At 54.7% G+C, this 21,501-nt stretch carries 16 protein-coding genes and 1 riboswitch; of the genes, 13 read left to right on the top strand and 3 right to left on the bottom strand.

From position 1 onward, the window contains the following. Window positions 1–230 precede the first annotated feature (230 nt). The 5 genes from ileS (at window position 231) to Q3Y58_RS05290 (ending at window position 7,596) form a co-directional block, all read left to right on the top strand. Entirely contained in the window at window positions 231–3,155 is a 2,925-nt protein-coding gene (ileS, locus tag Q3Y58_RS05310; RefSeq protein WP_319621347.1) for an isoleucine--tRNA ligase, read from the top strand. A gap of 81 nt (window positions 3,156–3,236) precedes the next feature. Continuing rightward, window positions 3,237–3,701 (top strand): signal peptidase II, encoded by a 465-nt coding sequence (lspA, locus tag Q3Y58_RS05305; protein WP_319621346.1) that lies wholly within the window; start codon window positions 3,237–3,239, stop codon window positions 3,699–3,701. Window positions 3,702–3,963: 262 nt separating this feature from the next. Beyond that, window positions 3,964–4,629 carry a hypothetical protein gene (locus Q3Y58_RS05300; RefSeq protein ID WP_274219500.1) on the top strand — a complete coding sequence of 222 codons (666 nt, stop codon included), beginning with the start codon at window positions 3,964–3,966 and terminating at the stop codon, window positions 4,627–4,629. Window positions 4,630–4,866: 237 nt separating this feature from the next. Further along, window positions 4,867–6,219 (top strand): M16 family metallopeptidase, encoded by a 1,353-nt coding sequence (locus tag Q3Y58_RS05295; RefSeq protein WP_319621344.1) that lies wholly within the window; start codon window positions 4,867–4,869, stop codon window positions 6,217–6,219. Window positions 6,220–6,231: 12 nt separating this feature from the next. Further along, on the top strand, window positions 6,232–7,596 hold the full coding sequence (locus Q3Y58_RS05290) for a M16 family metallopeptidase (protein WP_319621343.1): 1,365 nt from the start codon (window positions 6,232–6,234) through the stop codon (window positions 7,594–7,596). A gap of 50 nt (window positions 7,597–7,646) precedes the next feature. Here the strand turns inward: Q3Y58_RS05290 and Q3Y58_RS05285 are convergent, their stop codons facing one another. After that, entirely contained in the window at window positions 7,647–8,975 is a 1,329-nt protein-coding gene (locus Q3Y58_RS05285) for an EAL domain-containing protein (protein ID WP_319621342.1), read from the bottom strand. Between the two features lie 451 nt (window positions 8,976–9,426). On the opposite strand from Q3Y58_RS05285, the gene Q3Y58_RS05280 reads away from it, so the two are divergent. The 6 genes from Q3Y58_RS05280 to Q3Y58_RS05255 all read left to right on the top strand — a co-directional run bounded on the left by Q3Y58_RS05280 (window position 9,427) and on the right by Q3Y58_RS05255 (window position 17,136). Continuing rightward, window positions 9,427–11,313 carry a tetratricopeptide repeat protein gene (locus Q3Y58_RS05280; RefSeq protein ID WP_319621340.1) on the top strand — a complete coding sequence of 629 codons (1,887 nt, stop codon included), beginning with the start codon at window positions 9,427–9,429 and terminating at the stop codon, window positions 11,311–11,313. 158 nt (window positions 11,314–11,471) lie between these two features. Beyond that, window positions 11,472–12,917, top strand: a complete 1,446-nt coding sequence (locus tag Q3Y58_RS05275; RefSeq protein ID WP_319621339.1) for a sigma-54 dependent transcriptional regulator — start codon at window positions 11,472–11,474, stop codon at window positions 12,915–12,917. A gap of 122 nt (window positions 12,918–13,039) precedes the next feature. Then, on the top strand, window positions 13,040–13,615 hold the full coding sequence (locus tag Q3Y58_RS05270; protein WP_319621338.1) for a hypothetical protein: 576 nt from the start codon (window positions 13,040–13,042) through the stop codon (window positions 13,613–13,615). 325 nt (window positions 13,616–13,940) lie between these two features. After that, window positions 13,941–14,228 carry a co-chaperone GroES gene (gene groES, locus Q3Y58_RS05265; protein ID WP_274219586.1) on the top strand — a complete coding sequence of 96 codons (288 nt, stop codon included), beginning with the start codon at window positions 13,941–13,943 and terminating at the stop codon, window positions 14,226–14,228. Window positions 14,229–14,293: 65 nt separating this feature from the next. Then, window positions 14,294–15,940, top strand: a complete 1,647-nt coding sequence (gene groL / locus Q3Y58_RS05260; protein WP_274219507.1) for a chaperonin GroEL — start codon at window positions 14,294–14,296, stop codon at window positions 15,938–15,940. Between the two features lie 539 nt (window positions 15,941–16,479). Further along, the gene (locus tag Q3Y58_RS05255) at window positions 16,480–17,136 is read left to right on the top strand and encodes an NAD(P)H-binding protein (RefSeq protein ID WP_319621337.1); all 657 of its coding nucleotides are present in this window, start codon (window positions 16,480–16,482) and stop codon (window positions 17,134–17,136) included. Between the two features lie 31 nt (window positions 17,137–17,167). Here Q3Y58_RS05255 and Q3Y58_RS05250 read toward each other — a convergent pair whose 3' ends face one another. Then, the gene (locus tag Q3Y58_RS05250) at window positions 17,168–18,220 is read right to left on the bottom strand and encodes a hypothetical protein (RefSeq protein WP_319621336.1); all 1,053 of its coding nucleotides are present in this window, start codon (window positions 18,218–18,220) and stop codon (window positions 17,168–17,170) included. A gap of 160 nt (window positions 18,221–18,380) precedes the next feature. On the opposite strand from Q3Y58_RS05250, the gene msrA reads away from it, so the two are divergent. Further along, window positions 18,381–18,995 carry a peptide-methionine (S)-S-oxide reductase MsrA gene (gene msrA, locus Q3Y58_RS05245; protein WP_319621335.1) on the top strand — a complete coding sequence of 205 codons (615 nt, stop codon included), beginning with the start codon at window positions 18,381–18,383 and terminating at the stop codon, window positions 18,993–18,995. Here the strand turns inward: msrA and Q3Y58_RS05240 are convergent. Continuing rightward, window positions 18,988–19,890 carry a LysR family transcriptional regulator gene (locus tag Q3Y58_RS05240; protein WP_319621334.1) on the bottom strand — a complete coding sequence of 301 codons (903 nt, stop codon included), beginning with the start codon at window positions 19,888–19,890 and terminating at the stop codon, window positions 18,988–18,990. The two genes, msrA and Q3Y58_RS05240, sit on opposite strands and share 8 nt — an antisense overlap. A gap of 97 nt (window positions 19,891–19,987) precedes the next feature. Between Q3Y58_RS05240 and Q3Y58_RS05235 the strand changes: the two genes are divergently transcribed. Beyond that, window positions 19,988–20,989, top strand: coding sequence for an NADP-dependent oxidoreductase (locus tag Q3Y58_RS05235; RefSeq protein WP_319621333.1), 1,002 nt, complete (start codon window positions 19,988–19,990; stop codon window positions 20,987–20,989). Window positions 20,990–21,354: 365 nt separating this feature from the next. Next, window positions 21,355–21,480: riboswitch (SAM-I-IV-variant riboswitch) on the top strand. The last annotated feature ends 21 nt before the right edge of the window (window positions 21,481–21,501 follow it).

Genomic DNA, 21,501 nt, shown 5'->3' with positions numbered 1-21,501 from the left:
ACTGGTAAATCACATGAGTTCCTGTCTGCCCATTGATGTTGGAGCCGCATTTCGAATTATCGGCCCGGCCTTCCGTGGCTGCGCTTACTGACGCGCCCAGAAGGACCGGGACACAATGGGCTCAACGCACTTTCCATGCGACAGCCCTTCTCTATGAGTTGATGCGCGAGCACTGCGCATTACTGCCCAATTGTTAGAGGGCTTAAAGCCCTGAACTGCGGATCCTAAAGATGACCGAGACCGTGAGCCGAGACTATTCCGAGACGCTCAATCTACCTAAAACCGATTTCCCAATGCGTGCCGGGCTGCCAAAGAATGAGCCCAATATTCTGAAGCGCTGGGAAGATCAGGACCTTTACCGCGTGATGCGTCAGCAATCCGCTGGCAAGCCAAAATTTCTGCTTCACGATGGCCCTCCTTATGCAAACGGCAACATCCACATCGGCCACTCCCTGAACAAGGTGCTAAAGGACATCGTTACCCGCTCCATGCAGATGCAGGGCTACGATTCCAACTACGTGCCAGGCTGGGACTGTCACGGCCTTCCAATCGAATGGAAGATCGAAGAGCAGTACCGCAAAAAGGGCAAGAACAAAGACGCTGTCCCAATCAACGAGTTCCGGAAGGAATGTCGTGATTTCGCAGCCAAGTGGATTGACGTGCAGCGCGAAGAGTTCAAGCGCCTTGGCATTGAGGGTGACTGGGACAATCCATACCTGACCATGAACTTCGACAGTGAAGCGGTGATCGCCGAAGAACTGATGAAGTTCGCCATGTCCGGTCAGCTTTATCGTGGCTCCAAGCCGGTCATGTGGTCCATCGTAGAAAAGACCGCACTGGCAGAAGCTGAGGTTGAGTACCAGGACCACGAATCTCACACCATCTGGGTTCGTTTCCCGGTGCTGACCGGGGATGACGCGCTGGTTGGCAAGAGCGTGGTAATCTGGACCACAACGCCATGGACGATCCCAGCAAACCGCGCAATCTCCTTCTCCAAGGCGATTGAGTATGGCCTTTACAAGGTCACCGAGGCTGCGGAAGACAACTGGGCCAAAGTCGGCGATGAACTGATCATCGCTGACAAGTTGGCTGAGGACGTGTTCAAGTCCGCCCGCGTTGCGGCTTTTGAGCGTGTTTCTGATGTTGACCCATCCAAGATCGAATATTGCGGCCATCCATTCCGCGGCGTTGACGGCACCGATGGGTACTTCGACTTTTTCGTGCCAGTTCTGGCGGGCGACCATGTTACGGACGACGCCGGTACGGGCTTCGTGCACACAGCACCAGGTCACGGCGCGGATGACTTTCAGATGTTCCTCGACAACCGTGAAGCCTTTGCCAAGGCTGGTACGGAGCAGGTTCCGCTGACCGTTCAGGAAGATGGCTCTTATTACCCGCATGTGCCGCTGTTCCAGGGCGAATACATCCTGAACCGCAAGGGCGGTGAAGGCTCCACCAACAAGGCTGTGATTGCAAAGCTGACGGAAGTTGGCGCTCTGATCGCAAGAGGTAAGGTAAAGCACTCCTATCCGCATTCTTGGCGCTCCAAGGCTCCACTGATCTTCCGCAACACACCTCAGTGGTTTGTCTACATGGACAAGAAGCTGGAAAGTGAAACGGACACATTGCGCGGCCGCGCCCTGAAGGCGATTTCCGAGACCCGCTTTGTGCCTGCAAGTGGCCAAAACCGCATTCACAACATGATCGAGACGCGCCCGGACTGGGTATTGTCTCGTCAGCGTGCATGGGGCGTGCCCATCTCCATCTTCGTCAACAAGGCGACCGGCGACGTTCTCAAAGACGAAGCAGTGAACGCCCGCATCAGCGCGGCTTTCCGCGCAGAAGGTGCCGATGCATGGTTTGCAGAAGGCGCAAAAGAGCGTTTCCTCGGTAACGATTACAACGCGGAAGAGTTCGAGAAGGTTGATGATATTCTCGATGTTTGGTTCGATTCCGGTTCCACCCATGCCTTCTGCATGGAGCGCCGCGAAGACCTGAACCCAAACCGCAAGGGCTTGGGCGGTGAAGACTATGTTCTTTACCTCGAAGGCACTGACCAACACCGCGGTTGGTTCCACTCTTCCCTGCTTGAAAGCTGCGGCACTCGAGGCCACGCGCCTTACGACGCGGTTCTGACCCATGGTTTTACCATGGATGAACATGGCCGCAAGATGTCCAAGTCTCTGGGCAACACCGTCGCCCCTCAGGATGTGATCAAGCAGTACGGCGCAGATATCCTGCGTCTTTGGGTTGGTTCTGTTGACTATGCTGAAGATCAACGCATCGGCCCTGCGATCATCAAGACCAACGTGGACGCCTACCGCAAGCTGCGCAACACCCTGCGCTTCATGCTGGGCTCACTTGCTCACTTTGAAGGCGAGGAAATTGCGGTTACGGACATGCCGGAACTGGAACAGCTAATGCTGCACCGTCTGGCCGAGTTGGACACCGTGGTTCGCGATGCCTACCACGCTTTTGATTTCAAACGCGTGTTCTCCGTGCTGTTCAACTTTATGACTGTTGAGCTTTCCGCGTTCTATTTCGATGTCCGCAAGGATACGCTTTACTGTGACCCGATCTCTTCGGTAAAGCGCAAGGGCTCGCTCCATGTCATCGAACAGCTGTTCCGTCATCTTGTGACCTGGATGGCACCAATTCTGCCATTCACCACTGAAGAGTGCTGGGGCTATCGCTACGGTCAGGATGCACAGTCCGTGCACCTGCAGCAGTTCCCTGCAGTTCCGGCGGGATGGCGCAATGATGAGCTGGCCTCTAAATGGGTCAAGGTACGCAAGGTTCGCCGCGTGATCACGGGTGCGCTTGAAATCGAACGCCGTGAAAAGCGCATTGGCTCCTCTTTGGAAGCACATCCGGTGGTTCACATCACCGATGCAGAGCTGCTTTCTTCCTTGGAGGGTCTGGATCTTGCTGAGATCTCCATTACATCTCAGCTAACCGTTTCAACTGAAGCCGCACCAGCGGACGCTTTCACCTTGGAAGACGTTGCAGGTGTTGGCGTGGTTCCGGGTCTTGCAGTGGGACAGAAATGCGCCCGTTCCTGGAAGATCCTGCCGGAAGTTGGCACGGATGCAGATTATCCTGAGCTGACATTGCGCGACGCTCAGGCAATGCGTGAGTTGGAAGGTGCTGCGTAACGCAGCACTTTTTCATCCTCGCAAAAGCACTTGAGGGATAGAGCTCTGAAAGACCGATTCTTATGGGGACGCTTTAGTTCCTTGATCGCGACACTTGCAGTTATCGGCCTGGTCCTAGATCAGGCCGTTAAGATATGGGTCGTCCACATCTATCGGATGGCTGAAAACCCGCCCATCTCCCTGTTGCCGTTTCTCGACATCATCTTGGTTTGGAACCGGGGCGTCTCCTATGGTTTGTTTCAGCAGGACAGCGACTTCGGCCGCTGGGCACTTGCGATTTTCACGGTACTGGCCTCCGTATTCATTTGGATTTGGGGTGCCAAAACAAAGGATAAGCTGCTCGCGGTGAGCCTTGGCCTCATTCTTGCCGGGGCGCTTGGCAACGGCGTTGACCGCATCTACTACGGGATGGTGGTGGATTACGTGCATTTCCACGTGGGCACTTTTTCTTGGTACGTCTTCAACATTGCGGACGTTTTCATTGTAGTCGGCGCCATTGGCCTCATCTATGACAGCTTTTTCGTGAAGAAATCCGAGAAGTCATAGCCCTAATGCTGCCTCAAAATGTGGTATACATGGTACCAGAGGTATTCAGGGCAATCAGTTTTATCGGAAGAGCGCTTGACGTCGTGCAAGAGTCTGGTGCATGCCTTTGTGAACTATTTCAGTGCGCTGTGGGTTTTGGGGCACTTGAACGGTCGGGCACCGTTGCTGCAATCAGGGATTTTTAAAAGTGCAGAACACAACGAGACAATTCATTCTTCGAAGCTCTGTTCTGTGCGCCATCGGGCTGGGACTCGCCGGCTGCATGAGCGCCGACAACTTCAGCGATGGAACGGAAGATCCAGATGCAGGTTTGAGCGGCATCATTCAGAAGACGCTCATCGGCACGAGCGGTAGTTCAGCACCAATTGAATATAAGGAGCGCGGTTCTCTGGTGATGCCACCAAACATGGAGAACCTGCCGACCCCTGAGCAGATCAACCTGACCGCACAGGCAGAAAACTGGCCTGAAGATCGTCGCGCAGCGGAAATCGCTAAGCTGCGTGAGTTCTACAAGACCGGTGACGACGGCCGACTGACGCCAGAGCAGATGCAAGGCCACCTCGCCTTGCGTGAGCAGTATGGCGATCCAAGGCAGCGCAAAGAGCGCGACTATGCGGCAGAACGCCGAGAGGAAGAGCTTCTGGATGGTGAAAAACTCACTCCGGAAGAAATGCGCGCCCTTCACGAGCGCTACCGCTCTGCCAAGGGCGAAAAGGTTGCCGAGACAACAAACTACTGCATTGAAAACCCAGAAGAGTGTAAGCCACAGCGCCGGTACCTGACCGAGCCGCCACTTGCTTACAGCACTCCAGCTGAGGGTTTCGAAGTGGTTGCGCCTGAAATCGACCAAGGCGAAGAAATTCGCGCCCGCCGCGAGAAAGACGCGATCGAGTCTGGCAAACCGATAGATCTGAGCCGTTACGACTGACCACTTACGGCTTATCAAGTTTTATTGAGGCGTGGAGCATGCTCCGCGCCTTTTTTATGTGCCAGTTTCCCGAAGGCGTAACAAGATTACGAAAATTTCACGGTGTCTAAACGGGTTTTCGGTCTATATCGAAGGCATGCAGTGAATTGCAGAAACAATGAAGGAGACCCTTTCGTGGTTGGCACTCGTAAAGCAATAAAAACCGCTGCCCTCCTCATCCTTTCACTCGGATTAGCCATGCCGGCCTCGGCAGAGCCCGTTCAGTTGCTGAATGCGAAGGATTTCAGCGAAATTCGCATTGGGGGCGATGTCTTTGAAAGCGAATTGGAAAACGGCATGAAGGTTGTCGTTGTTCCAGATCATCGCGCACCCGTCGTGACCCATATGGTGTGGTACAAGGTCGGCGCGGCAGATGAGCCACCGGGCGAGTCTGGCATTGCTCATTTTCTTGAGCACTTGATGTTCAAAGGCACCAAGAATGCGCCCGAGGGAGAGTTCTCTCGCGTGATCTCTGAGGTCGGTGGGCGCGAAAACGCTTTTACCTCCCAAGATTACACCGCCTATTTCCAGCGCGTGGCCAAAGAGCATCTGGAGACCATGATGCGCTATGAGGCGGACCGTATGGAAAATCTCGTCCTGACCGACGAGCAAGTTGCCCCTGAGAGAGATGTGGTCTTGCAAGAACGTGCGCAGCGTACCGACCGTCGCCCGAGCGCCCGCCTTGGAGAAACTCTTGACCAGATGCTCTACCCCAACCACCCCTATGGTGTTCCGGTTATCGGCTGGGAGAGCGAAATCAAGCAGCTCAACCTTGAGGACGCAATCGCGTTCTACGACAGGTATTACACGCCAAACAACGCCATATTGATCGTGGCTGGCGATGTTAGCCCAGAAGAAGTGATGGGCGCTGCGGAACGTACTTACGGCAAAGTAGCGCGCCGAGCCGAACCCGGCGAACGTGTCAGACCTGCAGTTCAGATCCTCCCGGGCAACCGAACCGTTACGATGGAAGACCCTCAGGTCGCTCAACCAACGCTTCAAGAGGCGTGGCTAGTACCGAGTTACAACTCCGACACCGAAGCTGAGGCGGCAGCAATTGATGTGCTCGCTGACATTTTGGGCGGAGGCACCAACAGCCGCCTTTACAGGAAGCTTGCGGTTGAAGACCAGCTTGCCACTGAGGTGGGGAGTTACTATCGATCTACCGCTTTGGATTCCGGTGAGTTTCGCATCTATGGCATCCCGAAGGATCCTGCCAATTTTGAGCTGTTGGAACGCGAGATCCGGGCAGTGATTGCAGACTTGATTACCAACGGCGTGACTGAAGAGGAAGTGGCACGCAGTCAGCGTTCCATGCTCGCTTCAACCATCTACGCTCAAGATGATCAGGGAACCATGGCGCGTATTTTCGGGACAGCCCTGACGACTGGCTCAAGCGTTGCAGAAGTTCAGGAATGGCCTCAATCAATCGCGGCTGTGACACCTGAAGACGTGCAGCGTGTGGCCGCGAAGTATCTGGAAGGCCCATCCATTCGGGCTTATCTGCTGCCGCCACAGGGCGAGACAGCAGAAAACACCGTGACCCAGTAGACCGGAGATCCCATGTATCACAACATCAAAAATGTATGGAAGTCTCTGCGCGCAGGTGCGGTTGGGACGATCGTTGGCCTTGGTTTCCTTGCAGGCGTGACAGCAACACCTGCTGCGGCCATTGAGATTCAGGAAGTCGAAAGCCCCGGCGGGATCAAGGCATGGCTTGTCGAGGACTATACAGTTCCAATCATTGCTATGGATTTCGCCTTTGAGGGCGGCACTTCGCAAGACCCCGGGGACAAGCTTGGTCTGACCTCCCTCCTTACCACAATGCTGGATGAGGGTGCCGGAGAGATGGACTCGCAGGCATTTCAGCAAAAGCTGGAAGACCTAACCATGGAACTGTCGTTCTCGGCGGGCCGAGATTACTTTTATGGGTCTTACAAGACGCTTGCGGCAAACAAAGACGAGACCAGTGCCCTCGTCCATGCCGCACTGACAAGCCCTCGATTTGACCAGCAGCCTCTTGAACGGATGAAGGCTAAGGCTCTTGCTGGAATTGAGCGCTCTCTAAAGCGCCCGGACTCCGTAGCCGGACTGGCCTTTTCCAAAGCCCTGTTCCCTGACCATCCTTACGGCTGGCCCAGCAGCGGCACCTTGGAAACAGTGACAACTCTGACAGCAGATGATCTTGCGGACCAGCACAAAAAGATCTTTGCCCGTGATGGTCTGACCGTGGGCGTTGTTGGGGCCATCAGTGCAGAAGACCTTGCACCGCTTCTAGACAAGGTGTTCGGTGGCTTGCCTGAGACTGGCAATCTGACGACCATTGAGGATGTGGAGCCCCAAACCGGCGTTGTCGAGCACATTGCTTTCGACACCCCGCAGACCTCCATCATGTTTGCGCTGCCGGGCTTGAAGCGCAGCGACCCTGACTTCGTAAATGCCTTTATCGCCAATCACATAATGGGCGGCGGCACGTTCTCCTCTTGGCTTTATGAAGAAATCCGGGAAAAGCGCGGCCTTGCGTACGGGGTTGGCTCGTATCTGGTACCACGCCAGCATACCGCTCTTTGGATGGGCTCAACGGGTACAGCAGGCGACAAGGCACCCCTCGCTGTCGATTTGATCAAACAGCAGTTGGTGCGTCTTGCGGAAGAAGGACCAACAGAGGATGAGTTAACCAAGGCCAAGGCATTCCTCACCGGCTCCTATGCGCTGCGTTTCGACAGTTCCAGCGCCATCGCAAACCAGTTGGTTGGAATTCAGACCGAGGAGCTTGGCATCGACTACATCAACACGCGCAACGACTTGATCAACGAAGTTACGCTTGACGACGTAAAGGCTGTCTCGAAAAAGCTTCTGAGTGGGGTTGAGCCCGCCATTGTGACCGTAGGCCCCTTCGGCGATGAGGCAAACGCAGCGGGCCAGTAAGCGCCTCTTTTTGACGAACTGAACAATGCCAGGCCGGGTAACTTTCTGCGTTATCCGGCCTGAGCGCGTTTTATAGGGCGTGGATTTGGCGCCCCCTGCAAAATGTCTGCTCGCACTGGACGAGGCGGCGAAAACAGGAAGCCTTGAGCGCAGCGGATGTCCATATCCAGCAGCTCGGTCACTTCACCCTCTTGCTCCACATGGTCCGCAATCAGCTCGATGCCATAACGCTGCAACAAGCTGCCGAAGTCTGCCGGGTGAATATTGCCTTGGGCCAAACTGTCATCTCGTTGCAGCAAGCGCGCCGCGTTGAGTTTGGCAAAGCGGAACCCCTTGTCCGCAAGCCCGCGGAAGTCCATACGAAGGTCCGTGATCTGGTCCACGGAAAAACGGAAACCAAGATCAGCCAGCGCGGCAAGGCTCTCGTTCTCAAGGAGACCCATGGACGCAACATGCGCCTGAGAAAACTCAAAGATCAGCAGGTCAGAGTAGCTCTCGTTGGCACGTACAAACTCTAGGAAGCCGGGGAAGAAGTCCTCATCCACCAAGGTTGCTGGCGAAAGATTGCAGAAAAGACCGGCCTCTCGGCTGCGTGAGGATAGGCGCTTCAAAATCTGCAAGGAGCGGAACAGCAGCAGGTTGTCGATGGCAGGCATCTGACCAGTGCGTTCTGCCTCTGCAAGAAACTCGACAGGTTCCAGTGTTTCGCCATCCAGACGGCGCAGGCGACTTAAAGCTTCGTAGTAGCGAACCCTGCGCTGCGGCAGCGTCACGATGGGTTGCAGATACAGATCAACGCGGCCAGCATCCAGCGCGGCGCTGATTTCTGCCGCCATGGCGGGATCCGGGCGTGGAATACGCGGGTCTGGTCGGCGAGGAGCTGATTGTACTGCTTCCGGAGCAGGTTGAGACTGCGCAGCTTGGGCTTGGGCTTGGGCGTGCACCTGTGCTTCTGCAACCGCTTCCGCTACACCACCTCCAGCCATTGCTGGCTGCTGCTGATAGGCTGCAGGCTGTGGCTGAACTGCTGCCGGATGTTGAGCAATCTGGGCCTGCGCATTTGGCAAGGCCTGTTGCGCGGGATAGGCGCCAGCCAATGCCGCTGTTGCTGCCGATTGATCTTCAACACGCGTCTCGATGTCGGCCATGGCTTCCGCCATCTGCTTTACCAGCGTGCCGATAACCTCCACCTCAGCAAACAACGGGTCGATTTCCTGACGGGTGCGGTGTGGCAGGTTTGTCTCCATACCGCTCATGCGACCTTCGAGGTTAACCACATCATCATCAATTTCTGAAAGGCGGTCTTCCAGTCGCTCAACCGTATCAGCGATATCGTCTTTCTCTTGCGTGCGAGACATGACCAGATGAATGACCATCATGGTGCACATCAAGGCCAGAGATACCGCAGCAGCCTCCCCAAAAGGACGCTGAAATTGGAATACCAGGACCAGTCCACATGAGACGGCCACAATCATCATGCATCCAAAAATAAAGAGTGTCGCTGACCTGGTCATACCGTTTTTTAATACCCTGCGTCGAATCGCGCCCAATGTGCAGGGATTTTGCCGCATTTGCACGACACGTTCGAATCCCAAGCGCTTTAATTGGGGGGAAAACCAGCGTTGTCCCCCGTAACATCCCTAGTATTTCAAGGTTTAAAATTTAACGGGGAAAGCTGACGGAGAGTTCATCACTTTTTTTCCGCAATTTTGCGTAAATTTCATCTGCTTAAATGATAAAGACATAAAATGTGGTGATGATGCACAGGGTGGTTTAGGATCGCTGCAAGTCTACATCATGCAAATATAAGAATGAAAACAGGCCACTTGTATGGACCAAACTAATGGTTTTGCGGAATTAAAAGAGTTACCGCATGGGCAGAGTGCCGATGCGAAGCCCGCTGAACCTGCGGAAATCTTGGAAAAAGAAATTCGCGATGCTTTAGAGCGCATTCTTGGCAGTGATGAATTCAACTCAGTTAGTCAACTGCGTCAGTTTCTCCGATTTATTGTTGAGGCCAAACTGGGTGGCGAAGGTCACCTGATCAAAGGCTACACGATTGCGACCACAGCTTTGGGGCGCCCTTCCTCGTTCAATCCGGCAAACGATCCGATCGTCCGAGTGGAAGCATCCCGGCTTCGAAAACGGCTTGAGGAATACTACAATGGCAGTGGGCGCAATGATCCCATTCACATCGCCATGCCGGTTGGAACGTATTCGCCCCAGTTCACGAGGCGTGATGACCCCGCGCCCAGTCAGACACACGAAGTCCAGCAAGCGGTGCATTCGCCCGTGTCCACCTTGCCCGGAGGCGGCGGCCACGACACAGTCGCCTATCTGTTGGGCAAGCAGCAAAAACTCTACAGGCAACGGCTGGCTCTAAGTATCGGCTTGTCCATGCTGGTGCTGATGTTGCTGGTTGTAGCTGCGGTTCTCAGCAAGCCCGGCCAGGCGTTGTTCAGCTATCTTTACGGCGAAAGTCACGAAACCATTGTCTTTACGCCGGGTGCGATCTCCATGCCCAGCCTTTTTGTTGATCAAATTGCTTCTGGCTCAACACGCACCGAAATGGTTCAGTCCGCTCAAGAGATCAAAGGCCTGCTGAAGTCTACAGTTCAACGGATGCCGATGGCAAAAGAAGCCTTTTCCGCAGAAGAGGAAGGCGCGCAGATTATCTCCGGTGCCATCTACTATGCGCATAACGGGACCACGGCATTTTCGTTTCGCGTAGATGAGCCAGAAAGCAGCATCCCGTTTATCCGTCGGCGGTTCAACTCGAAGGGCTCCATAGCGATATCACCGTGGCAAACGCGCGCTCAACTCGTGCGCTCTGCGGTGCAGGCCATGATGAGCCCGGACATGTTGCGCCCGCAGGTTGACCGCAACTCCAGCGCCTACAGCCTGACCCCCTATCGCGGGCGCAGCTGCGTTGTGGACGCCGAGTATGTGGTGGCCAACCGGTTTGCATATCCCCATGAGATCCGGGACATTGAAGATTGCCTGACCAAGCTGACGAGAGACCATCCAGACTTTGACCCGGCCCTGCTTGCTTCGGCAAACATCTTGCTTTTGCGCGCTATTCTTGAGGGCAGCAGCAGCGGCGAGGAGATAAAACGCGCTGAGATTCTGATCGACCGGATACAGCCTGCAAGCAAGCTCACCTCCCAATACCAGTCAACACAGATGCTACATGCACTTGCTCAAGGCGAACTTGAGGAAGCCCGCGTGCGCGGTCAGAACGCGATGCAGCTCAACCAGTTCGATCCAACAGTGCTTTCCGACTACGGCCAGCAGCTCTTGATCCTTAACGACTGGGAAGAGGCAATTACAGTCCTCAACTCCATCACCACGCCAAACATCACTTACCCAGACCGGTTTGATGCGCTTCTGGCATTGGCATATTACTCCCGAGGGCGCAGCGATGAGGCCTACACAACAGGTCTGCGCTTAAGGCCAGAGAGCTACCCTCTGGCTTGGCTGGTGAAAATTCTTGTGGCAGATGCAAAAGGCGAGGACGACGAAGTGGAGCAGCTCGCAAATGCGCTGCGGGCCACAGAGCCGGAAATTTTTGCGCATCCGCAATGTATCTTGCGACAACAACTCGGCCAAACAGCCTTCACTCAGCAGCTTTATGTTTCACTCAATGAGCTGGGCGTTGGCATTGAACGCAATGGCGGCAGCGACGTTTACGCAAATTGTGCCGCCGCATCCCCCTAGCTTCCTTCATTTTTTCGCTGTATCGGGAGTTTTCAAGCCAAAACAGGAGTCTAGACTTGTTCTGGCAACACTTTGTTTACCCTGTTTTTAGAAACTTAGCCCATGCAATAGGCACCTAATGAATTTCAAATGGCCAAAGCATGGAGGTCCCCCGCGTTATGGGAAGCTACACAAGTGGTATGCATGGGTTTTCCGCATGTGTGCTGGACCAAAACCTCGCCAGTGCCGCGCAAACGGCAAAACTGTTGCAAGGCACGGGGTTCATCGACGAGACGCCGCTCCTGTTTCAAGAAGGCAATGCGCTGATTGATCAGCTGAGCGTTGCCGCCGTTGACGTTGTTCTGGTGGATCTTGAAAAGCTTGGCGGGGAAGAAGCACTCGTGGACATCACGATGGCCTGTCCGGAGGCTATCCTGCTGGCCATGAGCAGCAAGGGCTCCGTGTCCCGTGCACTAGGCTCCATGAGCGCTGGCGCTCACGATTTCATCATCAAGCCGTTTTCGCAAAAGGCGCTTTCCGACAAGCTGGAGGCGCACCTGTCCACCAGGCGGCGACGCAAGTCCGCGCCGGCGAAACGCCCTGCTCCACCGGCTTCCAAGGTACCGCAAGTCTCAGAATGTCGTTTTGAGCGTTTTGTTGGCTCCTGTGACACCATGAGAGCGGTCTACGACCAGATTACGAAAATGGCTGGCTCCTCAGCGCCTGTGTTCATTACCGGAGAGTCCGGCACGGGCAAAGAGCTGGCAGCCCAAGCCCTTCACAACCGATCTCCGCGCAGCTCCAAGCCTTTCATCGCCATCAATTGCGCTGCCATTCCTCACGAGCTTATGGAAAGCGAAATTTTCGGCCATGTTCGCGGCGCTTTCACTGGCGCGACTGAAAATCGCCGAGGTGCAGCTGAACTGGCCGATGGCGGCACTCTATTTCTGGATGAAATCGGTGAGTTGGATCTGAAGCTGCAAACCAAGCTGTTGCGCTTCCTGCAAACCGGGACTTATCAGCGCGTTGGAGAAACCTCTCTTCGCAAGGTGGATGTGCGCATTATCTGCGCAACCAACCGCAACCCGCTTGTTGAAGTTCATGAAGGCCGTTTTCGGGAAGATCTGTTCTATCGCCTCCATGTCTTGCCGATCCACCTTCCGCCTCTCCGTGAGCGCCAGGACGATGTGATTGAGCTTGCAAAAACCTTCCTGCTCCGCTCTGCAGGCGAAGAAAGCAAGCGCTTTCAAGGCTTCACGGCCGATGCGGAGGCACTGATGCGGGCCTATAACTGGCCGGGGAATGTACGCGAGCTGGAAAACACGATCCGCCAGATTACCGTCATGCACGACAGTCTGGCAGTTACGGCGGACATGCTGCCCGCGCACCTTCGCCCTGCTGAAAAGGTTGGTTTTACGCCGCTAGATGACCCGCTCGACATGCGCAAAACCATATCTGAACGGTTCAGCTCAGTTGAGCCGCTCTGGTCGCAGGAAAAGCGCATCATTGAAAACGCACTCGCCGTTTTTGAAGGCAACATCGCACAGGCTGCCGCAGCTCTGGAAATCAGCCCTTCAACCATTTATCGCAAAAAACAATCGTGGGCTGAACGTCAGGCCTGTTAACCACCCCTCCCACCTAAGCCCTTCAAATTGTCCTAGGTTATTGTGCTGTCTAGGTTTAAGCGGTATATGCACCGCCCAAGACTATTCAAAACCGACGCCGTTGGTTTTAAGGGGGCTTAGGGATGCCACGCGACCTGGTAGCAAAAAAGAACACTGTGAAGTATGCGGCTGTGCCCGCACTGTTGGCCATGCTTGCCTTGAGTCCGGCTCAAGCTTCCGAGACCGCAGGCACTGAGCCATCTAACAGCTTAGCGAGCGCGCAGCAGGTGTTCCAAAACGCGTGGGACCAATCCCCCCTCAGCTTTACTGAAAAGACCTTTGCAAAGGCCGCGGCGCAAGGATACGGCGATTTTGATCCCGTTGACGCAGCGGTCTTCGATCAGAATGAGCCAATCATCGTTTACGCTGAACCTGTCGGCTACGCATTTCGCGAGGCAGATGGCGCCTATAACATCAACCTTAGCGTTGATTTTGAGCTGCGCAACATGACCGGTCAAATCCTCGCTTCTCAGAAAGATTTCGCGCAACTGCAAAACAGCAGCCGCAAACGGGTACACGAGTTCCAGACGTCACTCCAATTCGGCCTGCAGGGTCTGCAAGAAGGTGACTACACACTCATGGTTCGAATCAACGACCTGAACTCCAACAAAACCGGGTCCTTCGAACTGCCATTCTCCATGAATGGCCCAGTAGAATAACCCAAACCGTCCCCCGTTGAATCTAAGGTGGTGCATCTACGCAATTTTCGTGATGCATCACGGTTTTGTCACGTTTGAAGCGCACATTCCCTCAACCTCGGTGTCCATTCCGGCCCGCGCACTTGCGCGATTATTTTAAAAATTTTCCGGAAGCGTTCTTGACACTGACGTGCCCTAAAACTACATCCGCATTGGCTGTTAGCACTCTGCATGAGGGAGTGCTAATTGCTGCGGAGCTCGCTCCGCGAACTCTCAAAACACAAGTTTCACAGTTGCGTTCCGGCGTTGCCTAAGAGGGACGCCCCGCATGAGAGGAAGAACCAAGATGAAGTTTCGTCCGCTACACGACCGCGTAGTCGTTCGCCGCATCGAGTCTGAAGAAAAGACTGCTGGTGGCATCATCATCCCAGACACCGCTAAGGAAAAGCCTCAGGAAGGCGAGATTCTTGCAGTAGGCCCAGGCGCACGCAAGGATAACGGTGAGCTGATCGCTCTCGACGTTAAGGCTGGTGATCGCGTTCTGTTCGGCAAGTGGTCCGGCACCGAAGTCAAGATCGACGGTGAAGATCTGCTGATCATGAAGGAATCCGACATCATGGGCGTAGTGGCGTAATTCGCCCCCCATTTGTCCGATCCAAATCCTTCAATTTCAACGAATTTTAGAGTGAGACAAGACTGATGGCTGCTAAAGAAGTCAAGTTTGGTTCCGAAGCCCGCGACAAGATGCTCAAGGGCGTAGACATCCTCGCAAACGCTGTAAAGGTAACGCTCGGTCCTAAGGGCCGTAACGTTGTTCTGGACAAGTCCTTCGGCGCACCACGCATCACCAAGGATGGTGTTTCCGTGGCGAAGGAAATCGAACTGGAAGACAAGTTCGAAAACATGGGCGCACAGATGGTGCGTGAAGTTGCTTCCAAGACCAACGACATCGCTGGTGATGGTACAACAACTGCAACCGTTCTGGCTCAGGCAATCGTCAAGGAAGGTGCCAAGGCTGTTGCGGCTGGCATGAACCCAATGGACCTGAAGCGCGGCGTTGATCTGGCTGCTGCTGCAGCTGTTGCAGATCTGGAAGCACGCTCCAAGGCGATCTCCACTTCTGACGAAGTTGCTCAGGTTGGCACCATCTCCGCTAACGGCGACGAGCAGGTTGGTAAAGACATTGCAGAAGCAATGCAGCGCGTTGGCAACGAAGGTGTTATCACCGTAGAAGAAGCCAAGTCTCTGGAAACCGAACTGGAAGTCGTAGAAGGCATGCAGTTCGACCGTGGTTACCTGTCTCCATACTTCGTAACCAACGCTGAAAAGATGATCGCTGACCTGGAAAAGCCACTGATCCTTCTCCACGAGAAGAAGCTTTCCAACCTTCAGCCTCTGCTTCCAATCCTTGAAAGCGCTGTTCAGTCTTCCCGTCCTCTGCTCATCATTGCAGAAGACGTTGAAGGTGAAGCTCTGGCAACTCTGGTTGTCAACAAGCTGCGCGGCGGCCTGAAGATTGCTGCTGTAAAGGCTCCTGGCTTCGGCGACCGCCGCAAGGCAATGCTCGAAGACATCGCGATCCTGACCGGTGGTACCGTGATCTCTGAAGATCTGGGCATCAAGCTGGAAAACGTCACCATCGACATGCTGGGCACTGCTGAGAAGGTAAACATCTCCAAGGAAAACACCACCATCGTTGACGGCGCTGGCGACAAGGGCGACATCGAAGCACGCGTTGCTCAGATCAAGGCTCAGATCGAAGAAACCACTTCCGATTACGACCGCGAAAAGCTGCAGGAGCGTCTTGCAAAGCTTGCTGGCGGTGTTGCAGTTATCCGCGTTGGCGGTGCAACCGAAATCGAAGTTAAGGAGCGCAAGGACCGCATCGACGATGCTCTGAACGCAACCCGCGCAGCGGTTGAAGAAGGCATCGTACCAGGTGGTGGTACCGCTCTTCTGCGTGCGAAGGATGCTGTTGCAAAGCTGCATTCCGACAACGCTGACATTGAAGCTGGTATCAAGATCGTTCTGCGCGCTCTGGAAGCTCCAATCCGTCAGATCGCTGAAAACGCTGGTGTTGAAGGCTCCATCGTAGTTGGCAAGGTTATGGAAAACACCGACGGCAACTTCGGCTTCAATGCTCAGACCGAAGAGTACGTGAACATGGTTGAGGCCGGCATCATCGACCCAACCAAGGTTGTTCGTACAGCTCTGCAGGATGCAGCATCCGTTTCCGGCCTGCTGATCACCACAGAAGCAATGGTTGGCGAACTTCCTAAGAAGGACTCCCCAATGCCTCCAATGGGTGGCGGCGACATGGGCGGCATGGGCGGCATGGGCTTCTAAGGAAGTCTCAGCTCAGCTGACTGATTTAGGGCGTCCCTCGGGGCGCCCTTTTTCGTGGCTTGCCGCCATGCCTTTGCAGGTTTGACTTGTCCAAGGACAAGATCAGGGGGCGGCATGGGCTTCTAAGGAAGCCTCAGCTCAGCTGACTGATTTAGGGCGTCCCTAGGGGCGCCCTTTTTCGTGGCTTGCCGCCATGCCTTTGAAGGCGCGACTTGTCCAAGGACAAGATCAGGGGGCGGCATGGGCTTCTAAGGAAGTCTCAGCTCAGCTGACTGATTTAGGGCGTCTCTCGGGGCGCCCTTTTTCGTGGCTTGCCGCCATGCATTTGAAGGCTCGACTTGTCCAAGGACAAGATCAGGGGGCGGCATGGGCTTCTAACGAAGCCGCAGCTGAGCTGACTGATTTAGGGCGTCTCTCGGGGCGCCCTTTTTCGTGGGTCGCAGGCCATACTTTTTCGTTGCAGGAACCCAGCCTAAACCCCAAGTTTAGAACAGACATCCTCACCCGCCGTTGAGATGCCCCTTTATGAAGGAGCCGATATGACTGAGAAAACCGCCATTGTGTTTGGCGCAAGTGGATTGATTGGCTCAAACCTGGTGCGCCATTTGTTGGCAAATGAGAGCTACCACAAGGTTACAGTGCTTGTGCGCCGCTCTCTTGGCATCGAACATGCCAAGCTGGACGAACATCTCGTAGATTTTGCCAATACAAATGCTCTTAACACGCTCATCAGGGGCGATGACGCGTTTTCATGCCTTGGCACCACCCACAAGAAGGCAGGCTCACGGGAGGCGTTCCAGGCCGTTGATTTCACCTTGGTTCATACCTTGGCACAGATTGCGCGCGGCAATGGGGTGACGCACTTGCTCCTGGTGTCTTCTCTCGGCGCAAACCCGGGAAGCCGTAGCGCTTATCTACGTACCAAAGGGGAAGTTGAGCAGGCGGTCGCCGACCTTGGATTTCCGCGGACAAGCATTTTTCGTCCCTCGCTTCTGATCGGGGAGCGCAATGAGTACCGCCTGAAGGAGAGCCTTGCGGCAGCGATCTTGAGCCCTTTGGGCTTGTTCCTGTTGGGCCCGCTCAAACGCTACCGCCCGATTGCGGCAGAACAAGTCGCCAAAGCGATGATCGAAGTCGCAGCGCACCCGGCTGAGGGCCTTGCGATCTATCAAAACGAGGAAATTGCCGCTCTTTAACCTAGTGGTTTGGGGGCAACCCTGATTACCGTCAGTTGTTCACAAAACCTCCGATCAGCGAACAAATGTACTGTCGCTGTGTCGTTGACATGGTCGCTGTGTCAATATTGCGGTTATAGCTTGGGTAGTAGCGGAACATGCTTAAGGGGAAGGTTTGGGACCCAGGTACAATTTCCGTTCTCGATACCTGCCCGTTATTGGCATAGAGCGAGTGAAACTGCTGGTACTGTCCCAACCGAAACAGGTTGTTCCAAATCTCTGTGCCTGTGATGTTACCCGTGCCCGCTGGATCAGCCCGTGCAATGTAGTAGGCACGCAGCTTCTCCGGATCAATCAAGGAATGGCCTGAGTGCACATTAGCGCTGTCGGTGGGAATGAGGTTTAAACTGTTCGCGTACTGATCCCCTACACCTTGAGCTTGCGCCACATCTCCACCCTGAATCGAGAAATCCATCAGTTCCATGGGTCGATAGAGTTTGTTTGCGCTGGAACCCATAAGGCCGCTCTCCCAACCAGAATGCTTATGCGCCCAGAACGTGCCTGCCAAAGTCCCTTCGTTCACATAGACCGTTCGAGTTGCCCCGGTCACGTTCTTCGCTGCGTTGGCTTCCTGCAACTCCTGCGTGGACATTTGGGTTGAGGATGTTTGTAGGGCAGCAATCGCTGCTATGAAATCAGTCTGCGTGACACCGAGCTTTATAAAAACATAATACTTGCTCTTGTAGATGCTCCCCGTCACCTGCTCCAGATTGCTGCTTAAAGCATTGCGAGGATTCTCCATCTGCAAACCAGCAACTGCAAAATACATACGCGTACCGCCGTTAGTGGGACAGAAGCCATGCTCATGTAAAGGTCGCAAACGCATTGAGTTGTTTGACACGGTCGGGTTGGCAGCAAAATAGATGCTGGGCAACTGACCGTCCTCAAATTCCAGATTGTAGCGAAACTGGCTGACATACGCCTGCGGTTGAAGCCGGATGGTGCCGAAGCCAATGTTGTTTACATTGATGATCTGGAGGCTTGCATTGTTTTGCACTGGCATCCCATCACTCTCCTTCTTCTCGCGAGATGAAAAATCTCGCATCAGGACGTCTCACAGTATGGGCGTTGACGTTTCTCGCCCGAAGTTGTGAGAACCTCGGCCCAGTTGCGAGCGTCACCCATTTGTGAACCGAGGTGTTTAGGCGGTCGTACCCCCAGCGAGTAGTATCCAGTCCATCTTCATCAAGTAATGGGAGCTTGCCTTGAACCTTCGCCGCGCTGTCACTCTTTCCTTGATCTCCGCATCTTTTTTTGCCGCCTCGCCAGCAAGCGCCGCGCCGCAAACAGCCATTTTTGCAGGCGGGTGTTTCTGGTGTGTTGAATCAGACTTTGACAAGCTGCCGGGCGTTTTGGACACGACGTCGGGTTACATCGGTGGCTCCGTGCAGAACCCAACCTACCAGCAGGTTACCGCGGGTGGGACAGGGCACCGGGAGGCGGTGCGGATCACCTACGACTCGGAAAGGGTGAGCTACGACACACTGTTGGACGTGTTCTGGCACAGCGTTGACCCGACAGATGCAGGAGGGCAGTTCTGTGACCGTGGCTTCAGCTATTCCACTGCCATCTACGCCACAAGCGCAGAACAATTGCGCGCAGCGCAAGCTTCCAAGCAGGCCCTTAACGCCTCCGGCAAAGCAGAGGGGCAAATCGTAACCCCGATTGAACGCGCCGCGATGTTTTATCCCGCAGAGGACTATCATCAGGACTACTACAAAAAGAGCCCGATAAAGTACAAATTTTACCGCTTTCGCTGTGGACGTGACCAGCGTGTCAACCAGCTTTGGGGTGACGAGGCCTACAAACACATCAACTAGGCTTGGTGTGCGCGGCCTCCCCTTTCAGGAAATCCAGAAAGGCCCGGATTTTGGGCGGCATGAACCGCCGTTCCTGATAAACTGCGTAAACCGCGCTGTTGTCACTCTCGTAAGGTGAAAATCGGTAGGATGTGAGAAGCGGGACAAGGCGGCCCGACGCCACATCCTCCGACACCATCCACGTTGGCAGCGCGGAAATGCCGCCCGCATTTCTGACGACCTGATGAATGGAGGCTGGCGTGTTCAGCTCGATGCGCTGCGGTAGAACCAAATCCATGTCCTTTTGACCAAGCACGCGGAAGTTCGACCACCTGGGGTAGGCAAGCCAGACGCCATGGAGCTTTGCCAAATCAGCCAGCGTTTGTGGCGTCCCGTGCCGCTCCAAATAGTCCGGCGACGCCACCAAAAGAAACTCATTTTCCAAAATTCGCAGTGCGATCAAGCCACTGTCGGTAAGAGCGCCAATGCGAATGGCAAGATCAACCCCTTCTGAACTCAGGTCTATGACGCGATCGTCAAACTGAAGCGCTAGCTGCACATGGGGAAAGGCCTCCATGAATTTCGGCAGGCGCGCGGCAAGCCAATATTCGCCAAAAGCACGTGTGCAGCTGATGGTCAGTTCACCTGTTGGCGCGGTTTGCAGCCCGTTGACCGCTTCTCTTGCACGCCTCTCCTCCTCCAAGATCCTCTTGGCAAATGGCAGGAACAAGCCACCTGCCTCAGTCAACGTGATGCGTTTGCGTGATCGGTTGAAAAAGCGCGCACCCAGCTCCTCTTCCAGTGCCGTGACATGACGCGTCACCGACGACACTTGCATGTTCAACGCTGTGGCCGTTGCCGAGAAGCTGCCAAGCTCTGCGGTCTTGATGAAACAGAGTAACCGGGTAGATTTCACTTTTGCACTTTCTGCAAATTTAGCTTTCCAAATCGACTATAGAGGTAACTTTTTGCAAATGGCAATGTGTATGCAGATACACCTATAGGAGGCATAGATGCAAAACCAACGCATTCTCTTGGCGGCACGCCCAATTGGCGACATCAAGCCAACGGACTTTGAAGCTCGCACCGAAACGCTGGAGGCGCTGGAAGAGGGCAAGGCCCGCATTCGTGTTGTTTACCTCTCTCTTGATCCGGCAATGCGCGGCTGGATGAGTGCGGATGAAAACAGCTATGTGCCGCCAATTCCGCTTGGAAGCACCATGCGCGGCATTGCCACTGGCATCGTGGCGCAGAGCAAGACCGACAAGCTGAAGGAAGGCGACTGGGTTTCAGGCTTTCTGGGGTGGACACAGTATGCTGATGTAGCACCGGAGGAAGTGAACGTGCTTCCACAGGCCGTTCCAATGGATGCCTATATGGGCGTTTTGGGGCTCGCGGGTGCCACAGCCTACTGTGGCTATAAGGAGATTCTGGAGCCTCAGGCGGGCCAGACCCTATGCGTTACCGGGGCGGCCGGCTCGGTAGGCTCTCTGGTGGGACAGATGGCAAAAGCCGACGGCCTGAAGGTTATCGGCATTGCAGGCAGCGAAGAGAAGTGTAAATGGCTGACGGACGAGCTCGGCTTTGATGCGGCGCTGAACTACAAGACCGACAACCTGATGAAGGGCATTCACGACTTTGCCCCAGACGGTCTGGACATCCATTTTGAAAACGTCGGCGGCGCTCCGTTTCAGGCGGCGCTCTACAACATGAAGGCCCACGGCAAGATCGCGCTTTGTGGATTGATTTCGACCTACAATTCCACAGAGGCACCTTCTGGTCCTGAGTTAAGCGCCATGATCAAGAAAAGGCTTACCATGAAAGGCTTTGTGATGACTGATCACTGGCATCGCTTTGGGGAAATCCTGGGTAAAGTCGGTGAGTATCTCGGGAAAGGCCAGTTGAAATACCGCCTTGATGTGGTTGAAGGTCTGGAGAACGCCCCAACTGCCATCAACAAACTATTTGACGGCAGCAACAAGGGAAAGCTCACCATAAAGGTTAGCGAGCTGTAAGGCTTGGCCGAGTAAGAACGATCCAGGCGGTCCTGCAGGACCGCCTTTTTGTTTGCCTGCGACTTAGCTCTCCATAGGGGCGGCAGCTCTATCCGGCGCCCGCATTCGCGCTGTCTGGTACCGTCTTGCCGCAAAGGCCCGATTGCAGTGCGCAACGCGTATCTATGAAGAACTCTTGGGGAAGAACCACAAAACCTGCGGAGAGAGGCGGCTTCAACCGGCCAATGCCCCTAAGTTGCCCAGTTTTAACGAGACTCTGACGTTTGGCTGCTAAAGTCGCCTGAGATGGCACTGACGCTATACACAGACCATAGAAAACCGCCGACGCGAGGTCTTGATTTATTCAAGTTCCAGTGGCATACCGAATGCATCATCAAGAGAAGGGCTGGCGCCCTCGCCAACCTGCCTTACCGGGCAAGGTGGTTTCCGCAATCGGGATGCGGCTGAAACTTGAAGGCAACTTCGAGAGATCGGCAACAAAGCGGTACTGAAATGGAATTTGCGCCAGTCCT

It is taken from the genome of Nesiotobacter zosterae (assembly GCF_033843645.1).
Taxonomy (GTDB): Bacteria; Pseudomonadota; Alphaproteobacteria; order Rhizobiales; family Stappiaceae; genus Pseudovibrio; species Pseudovibrio zosterae.
The sequence above is the reverse complement of the archived record's forward strand: the minus strand, read 5'-3'. Positions and strand labels throughout refer to the sequence as shown.

Bases quoted from the DNA above. Each gene is read 5' to 3' on its own strand.
- ileS (WP_319621347.1), top strand. From the start codon at position 231: ATGACCGAGACCGTGAGCCGAGACTATTCCGAGACGCTCAATCTACCT.
- Q3Y58_RS05300 (WP_274219500.1), top strand. From the start codon at position 3,964: ATGAGCGCCGACAACTTCAGCGATGGAACGGAAGATCCAGATGCAGGT.
- Q3Y58_RS05295 (WP_319621344.1), top strand. From the start codon at position 4,867: ATGCCGGCCTCGGCAGAGCCCGTTCAGTTGCTGAATGCGAAGGATTTC.
- Q3Y58_RS05290 (WP_319621343.1), top strand. From the start codon at position 6,232: ATGTATCACAACATCAAAAATGTATGGAAGTCTCTGCGCGCAGGTGCG.
- Q3Y58_RS05285 (WP_319621342.1), bottom strand. From the start codon at position 8,975: ATGATGGTCATTCATCTGGTCATGTCTCGCACGCAAGAGAAAGACGAT.
- Q3Y58_RS05280 (WP_319621340.1), top strand. From the start codon at position 9,427: ATGGACCAAACTAATGGTTTTGCGGAATTAAAAGAGTTACCGCATGGG.
- Q3Y58_RS05275 (WP_319621339.1), top strand. From the start codon at position 11,472: ATGGGAAGCTACACAAGTGGTATGCATGGGTTTTCCGCATGTGTGCTG.
- Q3Y58_RS05270 (WP_319621338.1), top strand. From the start codon at position 13,040: ATGCCACGCGACCTGGTAGCAAAAAAGAACACTGTGAAGTATGCGGCT.
- groES (WP_274219586.1), top strand. From the start codon at position 13,941: ATGAAGTTTCGTCCGCTACACGACCGCGTAGTCGTTCGCCGCATCGAG.
- groL (WP_274219507.1), top strand. From the start codon at position 14,294: ATGGCTGCTAAAGAAGTCAAGTTTGGTTCCGAAGCCCGCGACAAGATG.
- Q3Y58_RS05255 (WP_319621337.1), top strand. From the start codon at position 16,480: ATGACTGAGAAAACCGCCATTGTGTTTGGCGCAAGTGGATTGATTGGC.
- Q3Y58_RS05250 (WP_319621336.1), bottom strand. From the start codon at position 18,220: ATGCGAGATTTTTCATCTCGCGAGAAGAAGGAGAGTGATGGGATGCCA.
- Q3Y58_RS05235 (WP_319621333.1), top strand. From the start codon at position 19,988: ATGCAAAACCAACGCATTCTCTTGGCGGCACGCCCAATTGGCGACATC.